Origin of the sequence: Pseudomonas sp. NFACC10-1, from assembly GCF_900119195.1 — a bacterium.
Classification (GTDB): Bacteria; Pseudomonadota; Gammaproteobacteria; order Pseudomonadales; family Pseudomonadaceae; genus Aquipseudomonas; species Aquipseudomonas cerasi.
On record NZ_FPJB01000001.1, the window covers coordinates 232,435 to 244,786 of the forward strand.

Below are 12,352 nucleotides of genomic sequence, written 5' to 3' on the forward strand. Positions count from 1 at the left end.
GGCGGCTGTCACTTGCCTGGGCGAATACCGCAAGGATGCCGCAGAGCGCTGACGCCGTCGATTTGACAGTTGTTTAAATCATGGAAACCGCATAGTTTGAACGGCTTTGATTGATGTCGTGTTTTATGAAAAGACTTGCAGTGTTAATTGACGGTGTGGCGCGCAAGATCGTTACCGGCGTCATGCTCTTCATTCCGTTGATGGCAACGCCGCAGGTCTTCGCCGCGCAGATCGTGCGCGTGGCCGCAGTGCACTTCCCCCCTTATATGGTGCGCCCTGAAAAAGGTGAAGACGCCGGTCTTTTACCCAGGTTGATCGACGCCCTGAATGGCGAGCAGGACGACTACGAATTCGTCATGATCCCGACCTCGGTGCCCCGGCGTTTTCGTGATTTCACGGAAGGGCGTTTCGATGTTGCAGTCTTCGAAAACCCTGACTGGGGCTGGAAGGACATTCCACATGAACAGCTCGATATGGGGCTCGAGGATGCCGAGGTCTATGTGGCGCGCCGGGAAGAAGGGCGGGGGCAGGATTACTTCGACACCCTGGCTGACAAACGTCTGGCATTGTTCAGTGGCTATCATTATGGATTTGCCAACTTCAATACCGATCAGAAGTACCTGAGCGAGCACTTCACCATTACCTCCACGTACTCCCACGACAGCAACTTGCTGATGGTGGTGCGCGGCCGCGCCGATATTGCACCCGTTACCCGTTCGTACCTGATTGATTTCATGGCGCATAACAAGGATGAAGCGGCGCAGTTGATGGTGTCCGACCGTGTCGATCAGATCTACCGTCAATATGCGTTGTTGCGCCCGAACGGCAACATTGATGTTTCGCACTTCAGGCAATTACTGGAGAGGTTGCGTGCAGATGGGCAGTTGGCGAAGATTTTCGAGCCGCTAAATATCAAGGTGCTTCCGATAAACGCCGAGATGCCTGACAAGTAGCGGGTGGCAGGTGTCCGCCTGCCACCCGGAGGCACTTAGCGGTCCTTGGCGTCCTTGGCATCCATTTCTGCGTTGCGCTCGTGGACGCGCTTGAGCTGTTCTTCAGTGAGGGGCAGTTTCTTGGCTGTGTCGCGCAGCATCATCAAACCGCCGACGACCGAGCCAATGGCTACGAGCAGAATTAACCAGGCATACCAGGGCATAGCGCTCTCCTTGTTGTGATACCGGTTTGAGCAGCACGGCTACCCAATGGTTCAAGTGTATGCGCCTTGAAGGGGTTGCGTGCGAAAGCATTCGCCCGCAACCCGAAGAACTCCGGTGATTACTCCCCGGTCAGCATCGCGTCGGTCGGCGCGTCGGCGCGGGATTTGGCGGTCAGACTGAAGTAGATAAAGCCGATGGCCATCAGGCCCAGGAAAATCAGGCCGATCAGTGCGTTGAACCAGGCCATTGCCACCAGGCACACGACGGCCAGCGCCAGAGCGATGCCGGGCACCACTGGATAACCGGGTGCGCGGAACGTGCGCTCCAGGCCAGGCTCGGTCTTGCGCAGTTTGAACAGGCTGAGCATGCTCATGATGTACATGACGATGGCGCCGAACACGGCCATGGTGATCATCGCAGCGGTCAGCGTCATGCCGCTCAGGTTGATCAGGCCGTCGCTGTAGATCGCGGCGATGCCGATCAGGCCGCCGGCGATGATTGCCCGGTGCGGTGTCTGGAAGCGCGAGAGTCTGGCCAGCGAGGCGGGCAGGTAGCCAGCGCGGGCAAGGGCGAAGAACTGGCGCGAGTAACCCATGATGATCCCATGGAAGCTGGCGACCAGGCCGAACAGGCCGATCCACACCAGCATGTGCAGCCAGCCGGAGCTGTCACCGACCACAGCTTTCATGGCTTGCGGCAGGGGATCGTTGATGTTGGCCAGGGTGCGCCAGTCACCCACGCCACCGGCAAACAGCATGACGCCGATCGCCAGTATCACCAAGGTCAGAATGCCGCTGATATAGGCCTTCGGGATGGTACGTTTCGGGTCCTTGGCTTCTTCGGCGGCCATTGCAGCGCCTTCGATGGCCAGAAAGAACCAGATAGCGAAGGGAATGGCAGCGAACATGCCGGCAATGGCTTCGGGTCCGAAAGTCTGCGAACCGGCCCAGCCGTTCAGGGCGAAGTTGCTGAAGCTGAACGCAGGTGCAACCACGCCCATGAACACCAGCAACTCGGCCACAGCCAGAATGCACACCACCAGCTCGAAGGTTGCCGCGAGCTTCACGCCCACGATGTTGAGCGCCATGAACACGATGTAGGCGCCGACTGCCGCATGCTTGGGGTCAAGACCCGGGTATTGCACGTTGAGGTACGCACCGATGGCCATGGCAATCGCCGGTGGCGCAAAGACGAATTCGATCAGCGTGGCCATGCCGGCGATCAGTCCGCCTTTTTCGCCAAAGGCGCGACGGCTGTAGGCGAACGGACCGCCCGCGTGGGGGATGGCAGTGGTGAGCTCGGTAAAACTGAAGATGAAACAGGTGTACATGGTTGCAACCATCAGGGCTGTTACCAAAAAGCCCAACGTACCCGCGACGCCCCAGCCGTAGCTCCAGCCAAAGTATTCGCCGGAAATCACCAGCCCTACCGCGATCCCCCATAAATGAATCGTGCCGAGCGTCGGCTTGAGTTGTGTGCTCATTGTTCTCTCCCTGGGATTCGATAAACGTTGAAACATCCTGTTGCAGAGGCCGTGCCAGTGCACGCATCGGTGTCGTGATGCTTCAAAACGGGTCGTTTACAGAACGTCAGGATGAATCGATTCAACTCGTTGTAAAGCTTTGGTCCGGATTGGTGCGGCGATGACCGCCAGGGGTGCATGGAATTCAGAGGTGTGAGGACGCTGTTCGGGCAAATGCCGATCTACGGGTCCCGCCAGTGCGCCGGTTCAGCTACAATGCGCGCCGATTTCGACTTACCTGAGACCACGCTCATGTCCGCCTGCCAGACTCCTGTCATCGTTGCCCTGGATTTTCCGACCCGCGAAGCCGCCTTGCGCCTGGCTGATCAGCTCGATCCCAAACTGTGCAGGGTCAAAGTTGGCAAGGAACTGTTCACCAGTTGCGCGGCCGACATTGTCGAGACCCTGCGCCACAGGGGCTTCGAGGTGTTTCTGGATCTGAAATTCCACGACATCCCCAACACCACGGCGATGGCGGTCAAGGCGGCGGCCGAGATGGGCGTGTGGATGGTCAACGTGCACTGCTCGGGTGGCCTGCGCATGATGGCGGCCTGTCGGGAAGTGCTTGAGCAGCGCACCGGTCCACAGCCGCTGCTGATCGGTGTGACCGTTCTGACCAGCATGGAACGTGAGGACCTGGCCGGTATCGGCCTGGACATCGACCCGCAGGTGCAGGTGCTGCGCCTCGCTGCTCTGGCCGAGAAGGCCGGGATGGATGGTCTGGTCTGCTCGGCGCTGGAAGCGCAGGCTCTGAAAGCCGCTCACCCGTCATTGCAACTGGTGACACCCGGCATTCGTCCGGCGGGCAGTGCGCACGACGACCAGCGTCGTATCCTGACCCCTCGTCAGGCACTGGATGCAGGCTCTGACTACCTTGTCATCGGCCGCCCGATCAGCCAGGCGGCTGACCCGGCGAAGGCCCTGGCGGCGGTGGTTGCCGAGCTGGCTTGAGTGGATGGGTTCGTAGCGTCACGGCTCTTTACCTGCATCGTGGGGAAGGGCTGTGACGCTGCGAAAACCCTGCGGGTTTATTCCACTTTCAGGATCAGCTTGCCCTGATTCTCACCGCTGAACAGCATCTGGAAGGTTTCCGGGAACGTCTCGAGGCCTTCCACGATGTGCTCCTTGCTCTTGAGCTTGCCTTCCTTGATCCAGCCGGCCATGACCTGGCCCGCTTCTGCAAAGCGCTCTGGGTGGTCCAGTACGATGAAGCCTTCCATACGTGCACGGTTGACCAGCAGCGACATGTAGTTGGCCGGGCCTTTGATCGCCTTGGTGCTGTTGTACTGGCTGATGGCGCCACAGATCACCACACGCGCGCCGACCGCCAGTTGGCTGAGTGCCGCATCGAGGATGTCGCCACCGACGTTGTCGAAGTACACATTTACGCCATCCGGGCAGTGACGTTTCAGACCATCCATGACGTCTTCGGATTTGTAGTCGATGGCGGCGTCAAAGCCCAGCTCCTCGGTCAGCAGACGGCATTTTTCCGTGCCTCCCGCAATGCCGACGACCCGGCATCCCTTGAGCTTGGCGATCTGCCCGGCCACGCTGCCGACAGCGCCTGCCGCACCGGAAATCACCACGGTGTCACCGCTTTTCGGTTGGCCGACATCCAGCAGCGCCAGGTAGGCGGTCATGCCGGTCATGCCCAGTGCTGACAGATAAAGGGGCAGTGGCGCAAGGTTCGTGTCCACCGTGTAGAAACCCTTCGGTTCACCAGCAAAGTAGTCCTGCACGCCCAGGGCGCCCTGAACATGGTCACCTACGGCGAACTTGGGGTTTTTCGATTCAATTACTTCACCCACGCCGAGGGCACGCATTACTTCGCCCAGCTTTACGGCTGGAATGTAGGATTTGCCGTCATTCATCCAGCCACGCATTGCCGGGTCCAGTGACAGGTATTTGCTCCTGACCAGAATCTGCCCGTCGGCAAGTGCGCTGACCGGGACTTCCTGATAGGTGAAGTCTTCACGGCGCGCATCGCCCGAAGGGCGCTTGGCGAGCAGGAACTGGCGGTTGGAAAGATCGGTCATGGCAGGGTCTCCTGAAAAGGGTTCAAGAATGGATTCAAACGCTCATCGCGCCATTCGGACAAGAAGCGATCACCCAGCGAATGCCGTTTGATCCATGTGATTGATAGGAGTCCGTTGCGCCGCTGGCGTTCAGACGGATCTGCGGATGAGCCATGCTGATGACGGATATGGCTTGAGTCGCGCCCCCTCAGTGCTCTAGGCTCTGTACGAAAAGTGGCTGCGCTCGGTGATGCTGCGTTAAACACAGGCTCGGAATGTTCATTTACAACACGTACACTCCGCTTCCTCGCCTGTTTTGCCTTGCCTGACCTTCGCTCGCCGACTTTTCGTACAGAACCTAGATTCCTAGTTCGATCAACGCTTGGACGACCGTGATGCCTGCCACCTCTTCAAACACTCTTCACCCCCGGGCTCTGCGAGCTGGCGACGCCGTGGCACTGGTCTCTCCGGCAAGCCCTGTGGACCCCGGCAAGATCCAGGCGGCGGTGGCGGTACTTGAGGGGTGGGGGCTGCGCCCGCGGGTCTATCCGCATGCGCTGGGCAACTACTCGTTCTATTCGGGGACCGATGAAGAGCGGCTCGCCGACCTCAACGCCGCGCTGGCCGACCCGGAAATCCGCGCGGTCATCTGCACTCGCGGTGGCTATGGCGTGCAAAGGATTGTCCAGCAGGTGGATATGGACGCGGTGCGTCGTGATCCCAAGCTGGTGACTGGCTTTTCTGACATCACCGCGCTGCACGGTGCGCTGTGGAACCATGCGCGCCTGGCGACCATTCATGGACCGGTCGCTTCGCAGCTGGAACGTGGCGGTCTGTTCGTCAGCGGTATGCGCCATGTGTTGATGAGCACCGAGCCGGTCCTGCTCAAGGCTGATCCGGCCTCGCCAACGGCCAGGGTCAGAACCGCTGGCAGCGCACGGGGCCTGCTGTTGGGCGGCAACCTGTGCATCCTCGATACCTCTGTGGGTACGCCGTTCATGCCTGACCTGAGCGGCGCCATCCTGCTCATCGAAGAGGTCAACGAACCCGCCTACCGGGTCGACCGCATGCTCACCCACCTGGGCAACTGCGGGATTCTTGCGTCTCTGGCCGGCATTGCCGTCGGCGAATTTACCCCTGCTCCAAACACTGGCCGCACCATCAGCCCCGCGGATGTGCTGCTGGAGCGGCTGGGCAGTCTCGGCATCCCGGTGCTCGGCGGTCTGCCGGTAGGGCATGGAGATCCCAATCAGGCAGTGCCCCTGGGCACCCAGGCGATACTCGATGCCGACGCCGGAACCCTGCTGGTAGCGGCTGCCGCGCGTAGTTGATCTCTGCCGCGCTGCCAGCGGTTGGCCTAATCGGCCTTGCGTGTGTTCAGGATCAGCAAGGTCAGCAAACCCGCGACGATGCCCCAGAATGCCGAGCCTATGGAAAACAGCGTGAGTCCCGAGGCGGTTACCATGAAGGTGATCAAGGCGGGTTCGCGTTCCCTCGGTTCGGCCATCGCAACGGTCAGGCCATTGGTGATCGACCCGAGCAGCGCCAGCGCGGCAATCGAGAGCATCAGTTCCTTGGGGAACGCACTGAACAGACCCGCCAGGGTGGCACCGAAAATGCCGGCTATCGCATAGAAAATCCCGCACCAGATCGCCGCTGTATAGCGTTTGGACTTGTCCTCGTGCGCATGAGGGCTGGTACAGATGGCGGCACTGATCGCGGCCAGATTGATCCCGTGGCAGCCAAACGGTGCCGTGAGCAATGAGGCAAAGCCTGTCACCGATATCAGCGGCGAAACAGGCGGGAAGTAGCCGTCGGCTCGCAACACGGCCACACCCGGCATGTTCTGCGAGGTCATGGCCACCACGAACAGCGGGATGCCAATGCTCACTGTCGCTGCCCATGAAAACGCCGGGGTGGTCCAGACCGGTATGGCGACTTCCAGCGCCAGGCCGTCAAAGTTCAGCAAACCCAGCATGCCAGAGATGCCGATACCGACCAGCAGCGCGAGCAGCACCGAGTAGCGCGGCGACAGGCGCTTGACCAGCAGGTAAGTGAAAAACATGCCCATTACCAGGCTGGTGTGGTGCTGTGCGGCAATAAAGATCTCACTGCCGATCCGGAACAGAATCCCTGCCAGCAAGGCCGCAGCCAGCGACGCTGGCAGACGCCGCACGATGCGCTCGAAACTGCCGGTCACCCCGCACAGAATCACCAGCAGCGCGCTGGTGATGAACGCGCCAATGGCCTGCGGGTAGCTGACGCCGCCCAGGCTGGTGATCAGCAGTGCGGCGCCGGGTGTCGACCACGCCACGGTAATTGGCATGCGGTAGCGCAGCGAGAGGCCGATGCTGCACACCGCCATGCCCATGAACAGCGCCCACAGCCACGATGAAATCTGCACGCTGCTCAGCCCTGCCGCCTGGCCCGCCTGGAAAATCAACACCAGCGAACTGGTGCAGCCGGTCATCATGGCGATGAAACCGGCAACCACCGCCGACGGCGATGAGTCTGTCAGCGGGCGCAATGGCACCTTCAGGGATTGGTTCATGCTGGGCGTTCCTTGAAACGGGCAGGTAGCAAAGGGCGCCAAGCCTAAACGCCTGGCCGCTCGGCCTTGCAATACAGCGACACGAGTAAACGCCAGCACAGTTACGGCCGTGGCGTTTACTCGGTGTCAGCCTCGGTCGGGCAGGCGCCCGACTGCAGGGTCTGCCCCAGGGCCCGATTGACCGTCAGCCAGCCATCCACGGCATCCTGACCTGCTTCGGCGAACACCCGCTGCAGCAGTTTGACCTGTTCGCGGCGCAAGCCCTGTTCAAAGAGGGCGCCTTCATCGGTGAGGCCCAGCAGTCGTTTGCGCTTGTCATTTTCGGGGGCCGCGCTGTGCACCAGATTCATGGCGATCAGCTGACGTAGCGGGGCATTGAGGGCCTGTTTGCTGACGCCCAATACGGTGAGCAGCTCCTTGACGCTCAGGCCGGGGTAACGGGCGATGAAAAATACGATGCGCTGGTGCACGCGACTGAAGCCGCGTCTGGCCAGCATTTCATCAGCCTTGGCAGTGAATGCCTGATAGCCGAAGAAGAACGCTTCCATGGCCATTTGTTGATTGGCAGGTTTTTTAAGGTCAAGCATGTTGACGTATCCGGGTTGATCGTCGTAATTTGAGTCAACCAGTTTGACGTATTTCCAATTGTCTCGGCTACAGGTAACTGCCATGGCTTTCTCCGAACGCGTTTCCCGTCTGAAAAGTTCTCTGATTCGCGAGATCCTCGCCGCCGCTCAGCGCCCGGAAGTGATGTCGTTCGCCGGTGGGCTGCCCGCCGAGTCAATGCTGCCCAAAGTGGAGTGGGCCGACATGCCCGTTGCGCTGGGTCAGTACGGCATGAGCGAGGGCGAACCTGCACTGCGTGAAGCGCTGGCCGCCGATGCCCGCGCTCTGGGTATCGACTGCGACGCCCGTCAGGTAATGGTGGTCAGTGGTTCTCAGCAGACACTGGACCTGGCCGCCAAGCTGTATATCGACAAAGGCACCGAAATTCTCCTCGAGGCGCCCACCTATCTGGCGGCGTTGCAGATATTCCAGCTGTTCGGCGCCGACTGCATCACCGTGCCCTTGCAGGCCGAAGGCCCGGACCTGCTTGCGATGCGTCAGCGTCTGGAACAGCACAAACCAGCCTTCGCCTACCTCATCCCGACGTTCCAGAACCCCTCGGCGGTGCGCTACAGCCAGGCCAGTCGCGATGCCGTTGCGGCCTTGCTCGATGAGTTCGGTGTCACGTTGATCGAGGACGAACCGTACCGTGAACTGAGTTTTGACGGCGGCAGTGCCAGGCCGATTGTCAGCAGTCTGAAAACGGCCAGCTGGATTTATACCGGCACGGTTTCCAAGACACTGCTGCCAGGCCTGCGGGTGGGTTATCTGATCGCCAGCCCCGATCTGTTTCCGCACTTGCTGCGTCTGAAGCAGTCGGCCGATCTGCATACCAATCGCCTCGGCCAGTGGCAGGCCTTGCAGTGGATTGGTACTGAGCACTATCGTGAGCATCTGGTGACGCTGTGCGAGTTTTACCGGGGCCGTCGTGATGCGTTCGAGAGTGCCTTGCAAACGCATTTTTCAGACCTGGCCACCTGGAACAGCCCGCAAGGCGGACTGTTCTTCTGGTTGACGCTGAAGCAGCCGCTGGATACGCGCACCTTGCTGGATGCAGCGCTGGCGCACGATGTGGCGTTCATGCCGGGCGAACCTTTTTTCGCCGATCCGGACGCCAATCACGGTCACTTGCGGCTCAATTTCAGCCATATCGACCCTGCACGGCTCGATGAGGGTATAAAACGTCTGGCGTCGGTGGTCCGCGCAGCACACCTTCTGCAAGCCGCCTGATTCAAGACGTCAACATAGACGCAGCAAGGGAGCAGTCTGATGTACAAGGTTTATGGCGATTACAACTCGGGCAACTGCTACAAGGTCAAGCTGATGCTTAATCTGCTGGGCAGCGAGTACGAGTGGGTGCCGGTCGATATTCTCAACGGCGAAACACAGACCCCGGCGTTTCTGGAAAAGAATCCCAACGGCAAGATTCCGGTGCTGGAGCTGGAGGATGGCACTTGCCTGTGGGAGTCCAACGCGATTCTCAACTTTCTGGCTGACGGTTCTTCGTACCTGCCAAGCGAACCGAGGTTGCGCACCCAGGTGCTGCAATGGCAGTTCTTCGAACAGTACAGCCATGAGCCGTCGGTCGCAGTGGCCCGTTTCATCCAGTTCTACCTGGGCTTGCCGGCTGAACGCATGACCGAGTATCGCGCCATGCAGAAAGCCGGCTATCGCGCACTGGCGGTCATGGAGCAGCAGCTCGACCGTACGCCGTTTCTGGTCGGCGAGAATTTCTCCATCGCCGACATTGCCTTGTATGCCTACACCCACGTCGCGCATCAGGGCGGTTTCGATCTGGCACCCTATACCGGGATCCGCCGTTGGCTGGATCGGGTCAAGGCACAGCCGGGTTATATCGGTATGCTGGACTGACACGTCCGTCATTTGAACAAAGGGAAATGTATGCGCGTTTCAATCGTACTTCTGGGTGCTTTCATTGCGCTGGGTATCGGCTGCTCGGCCCAGGCCGAGGACTGCGACGCCAATCAGGCCAGCATGAACCGCTGCGCTGCCAATCAGCAGGCAGCGCTCGATGCCGAGCTCAACAAGCAGTACAACGCGCAAATGGCGTGGTTGAAGACCCCGGCGAAAAAGCAGGCACTCAAGGATGCACAACGAAAGTGGATAGCCCTGCGTGATGCCGATTGCCTGTATCAGGCGGGCAAGCCCGAGGACTCAGGCTCTATCTGGCCATTGCTGCAATCGCAATGCCTGGCCGAGCAGACCCGTGTGCGTCTCAAGCAACTGCAAGCCTATGTGGCTTGCCGCGAGGAAGGTTGCCCGCGCTGAGAGGCGCCGGCCAAACAGCGGTCAGATCGCTCCGAAGCGCTGGTTCAGATAGTCGATGATCACCTTGGATTCATACATCCATACGGTTTTGTCACCTTCCTCGATGCGCAGGCAAGGCACCTTGATCCTGCCGCCCTCGTTGAGCAGTGTCTGGCGATCAAGCTCATTGTTTTTCGCATCGCGCAACGCGACCGGAACATTCAGGCGGCGCAGGGCGCGACGTGTCTTCACGCAGAACGGGCAGGCATGGAGCTGATACAGCGTCAGGTCCTGAGCCGCTTCAGCCACAGCCGCCTGGGCCTGCGGGTCACGTTTTTTCCTGCTCGGGCGAGTCAGGAAATCAATGCCGATGACGAGTTGGCCGAGGCCGACTCTTAACGCTTTCATGAACAAGGTTATACCTCTTGCGGGCGGTGGCGTGGCCAGCCGTGCATTCAGCGTGCCTCACGGCAGGTGAACGCAGGCTGAACGGTCACTTGATCAGGCTGAGAAACTCGCTGCGGGTGGCCGCGTTTTCACGGAACTCGCCCAGCATCACCGAGGTGATCATGGCCGAGTTCTGCTTCTCGACGCCACGCATCATCATGCACATGTGCTTGGCTTCGATCACCACCGCAACGCCCAGCGCGCCGGTGACCTGCTGAATGGCCTCGGCGATCTGGCGGCTCAGGTTTTCCTGGATCTGCAGACGGCGGGCATACATGTCGACGATCCGCGCTACTTTCGACAAGCCAAGCACCTTGCCCTGCGGGATGTAGGCCACGTGTGCCTTGCCAATGAACGGCAGCAGATGGTGCTCGCACAGTGAGTACAGCTCGATGTCCTTGACCATCACCATTTCACTGGCATCGGAGCTGAACAGCGCGCCGTTGGTCACTTCTTCCAGGGTCTGCGCGTAGCCGCGACACAGATACTGCATGGCCTTGGCGGCGCGCTTGGGGGTGTCCAGCAGACCTTCGCGCGAGACGTCCTCGCCCAATTGCCCGAGGATGGCGGTGTAATTCTGTTCCAGTGTCACAGAGGGTGATTCCGTATAGGTTTCAGAGCGGTACGTTTGGGCCTGTACCGATTTTTTACCAATCGAGCTGGTGTCCCGTTTGCCGATCCCGCTCCAGTGGAATTGGGCGATTTCGCATACGTGACCTGCGGATCTCGTTGATTGGCGATGAATGCGGGGTTTATCCCGGCGATTGGGCACATGGTAGCGTAGGTGTGCTCGCAGTTGTACTGCCGTGGCCTCGTAATGCTTTCGCAATCAGCTCCGGTTTTTAGACTTTGCCCGGCATTGCGCTATAGCCAGGTGCTTTCCAGAGTCGCAGAAAAGCGAATGCAGAGAGCATGTGTTTTGGCTTGGGCTCTCCGACATGCGTTTCTGTCGCCTTGATTGGAGCGCTGGAATGACATATGCCGTAGCTTTTTCAAGCATCTGCAAAGCAGATGTGAAGCGTATCCTTTTCATGAAAGCGGCTTGCGAGATGCAATCCAAAGTCTGACAGGAGGTTGGATGGCGAATCAAAGAGACGAGCTTGAGCTTGAGAAACTCCAGGCTGAGGTTCACAAGTTTGTGGCTGAGGCGCGAAAAATGATTGCGGAGACCGATAAGCTCAAGCGCGAAACAAGCTTTTATCCATTTGTGGCGGCTGGTGGGTTGATCACCGTAATCGTTACGGCTGCCGCTTTCATCCACAAGCTTCAGGCAGCCAGTATTCAGTAGCGGACATGACCTGCAGCGCTTGAGATTCAGGCTGGACCAAGCGAAGGTGTGCACATAACGCACGAATCGGCATTTCGAGAGAAGATGAGTATGAGTCACGATCAAGTCATAAAGCGGATGCGCGAAGACCTTGAGCAGTTGGGCAACGAGGTCCGCAATATGTCTGCCCATGAACCACGAAACGTCCTGGTGTCTGCTGCATCCGGTGCAGTATTTGCTCTGGTTTTTTCATGGCTTGCATTCAAGGTCTGGTTCTGAACGCCTGCGAGAGCTAGGCCACGGCAGTTAATCGCCTGAGTCAGGCCAAGGCCATATGGCTTTTTTGTGTCTGACGGCCCGTGTCTTGTTTGCCCTTGGAAATCCGCTTTTACAGCTTTTGTATCCTCTCGCTTACACGTTGGCGACCAGATCGCTACCCACTTCTGACGTCCATCACGGTCTGAGTAGGCAGGTCATCAATCCATTGCCTGTCTAGAGAGTAAACCCGGATGTTGAGTC

Annotated in this window: 15 protein-coding genes; 8 read left to right on the top strand and 7 right to left on the bottom strand. The window is 59.3% G+C overall.

Translation table 11 applies throughout. The annotated features are described in order from the left end of the window. Positions 1–113: 113 nt before the first annotated feature. Positions 114–953, top strand: a complete 840-nt coding sequence (locus BT119_RS00830; protein WP_032609972.1) for a substrate-binding periplasmic protein — start codon at positions 114–116, stop codon at positions 951–953. 35 nt (positions 954–988) lie between these two features. On the opposite strand, the gene BT119_RS00835 is transcribed toward BT119_RS00830, so the two are convergent. Both BT119_RS00835 and eat read right to left on the bottom strand, forming a co-directional pair. Further along, entirely contained in the window at positions 989–1,156 is a 168-nt protein-coding gene (locus BT119_RS00835) for a DUF2897 family protein (protein WP_003371498.1), read from the bottom strand. Positions 1,157–1,275: 119 nt separating this feature from the next. Then, complete coding sequence (eat, locus tag BT119_RS00840; protein ID WP_003436737.1) at positions 1,276–2,640, bottom strand: ethanolamine permease; 1,365 nt, start codon at positions 2,638–2,640, stop codon at positions 1,276–1,278. Positions 2,641–2,931: 291 nt separating this feature from the next. Here eat and pyrF point away from each other — a divergent pair, with 291 nt between their 5' ends. Beyond that, a complete protein-coding gene (gene pyrF / locus BT119_RS00845) occupies positions 2,932–3,630 on the top strand; it encodes an orotidine-5'-phosphate decarboxylase (protein WP_003436736.1) in 699 nt (232 codons plus the stop codon). A 77-nt stretch (positions 3,631–3,707) separates the two neighbouring features. Here the strand turns inward: pyrF and BT119_RS00850 are convergent, their stop codons facing one another. Further along, positions 3,708–4,715, bottom strand: a complete 1,008-nt coding sequence (locus BT119_RS00850; protein ID WP_003436735.1) for an NADP-dependent oxidoreductase — start codon at positions 4,713–4,715, stop codon at positions 3,708–3,710. 374 nt (positions 4,716–5,089) lie between these two features. Here BT119_RS00850 and BT119_RS00855 point away from each other — a divergent pair, with 374 nt between their 5' ends. Beyond that, positions 5,090–6,025, top strand: a complete 936-nt coding sequence (locus BT119_RS00855) for a S66 peptidase family protein (protein WP_058396606.1) — start codon at positions 5,090–5,092, stop codon at positions 6,023–6,025. A 26-nt stretch (positions 6,026–6,051) separates the two neighbouring features. On the opposite strand, the gene BT119_RS00860 is transcribed toward BT119_RS00855, so the two are convergent. Beyond that, positions 6,052–7,245 (bottom strand): benzoate/H(+) symporter BenE family transporter, encoded by a 1,194-nt coding sequence (locus BT119_RS00860; RefSeq protein WP_024663024.1) that lies wholly within the window; start codon positions 7,243–7,245, stop codon positions 6,052–6,054. A 116-nt stretch (positions 7,246–7,361) separates the two neighbouring features. Then, complete coding sequence (locus BT119_RS00865) at positions 7,362–7,832, bottom strand: MarR family transcriptional regulator (RefSeq protein ID WP_058415917.1); 471 nt, start codon at positions 7,830–7,832, stop codon at positions 7,362–7,364. A gap of 82 nt (positions 7,833–7,914) precedes the next feature. Between BT119_RS00865 and BT119_RS00870 the strand changes: the two genes are divergently transcribed. From BT119_RS00870 to BT119_RS00880, 3 genes are read left to right on the top strand one after another with little or no spacing between them, the layout of a single operon-like run. Continuing rightward, on the top strand, positions 7,915–9,081 hold the full coding sequence (locus BT119_RS00870) for an aminotransferase-like domain-containing protein (RefSeq protein ID WP_003436731.1): 1,167 nt from the start codon (positions 7,915–7,917) through the stop codon (positions 9,079–9,081). A gap of 39 nt (positions 9,082–9,120) precedes the next feature. Then, positions 9,121–9,723 (top strand): glutathione S-transferase family protein, encoded by a 603-nt coding sequence (locus tag BT119_RS00875; RefSeq protein WP_003343108.1) that lies wholly within the window; start codon positions 9,121–9,123, stop codon positions 9,721–9,723. A 30-nt stretch (positions 9,724–9,753) separates the two neighbouring features. Continuing rightward, positions 9,754–10,140 carry a lysozyme inhibitor LprI family protein gene (locus BT119_RS00880; protein ID WP_003436730.1) on the top strand — a complete coding sequence of 129 codons (387 nt, stop codon included), beginning with the start codon at positions 9,754–9,756 and terminating at the stop codon, positions 10,138–10,140. A gap of 21 nt (positions 10,141–10,161) precedes the next feature. On the opposite strand, the gene BT119_RS00885 is transcribed toward BT119_RS00880, so the two are convergent. Both BT119_RS00885 and folE read right to left on the bottom strand, forming a co-directional pair. Beyond that, a complete protein-coding gene (locus BT119_RS00885) occupies positions 10,162–10,533 on the bottom strand; it encodes a glutaredoxin family protein (RefSeq protein ID WP_175550538.1) in 372 nt (123 codons plus the stop codon). Positions 10,534–10,612: 79 nt separating this feature from the next. After that, on the bottom strand, positions 10,613–11,158 hold the full coding sequence (gene folE / locus BT119_RS00890) for a GTP cyclohydrolase I FolE (protein WP_010427107.1): 546 nt from the start codon (positions 11,156–11,158) through the stop codon (positions 10,613–10,615). 486 nt (positions 11,159–11,644) lie between these two features. Between folE and BT119_RS27140 the strand changes: the two genes are divergently transcribed. Together BT119_RS27140 and BT119_RS27145 are read left to right on the top strand one after the other, a co-directional pair. Continuing rightward, positions 11,645–11,854 (top strand): hypothetical protein, encoded by a 210-nt coding sequence (locus BT119_RS27140; RefSeq protein WP_032609968.1) that lies wholly within the window; start codon positions 11,645–11,647, stop codon positions 11,852–11,854. Positions 11,855–11,944: 90 nt separating this feature from the next. After that, a complete protein-coding gene (locus tag BT119_RS27145) occupies positions 11,945–12,112 on the top strand; it encodes a hypothetical protein (protein WP_003371518.1) in 168 nt (55 codons plus the stop codon). The last annotated feature ends 240 nt before the right edge of the window (positions 12,113–12,352 follow it).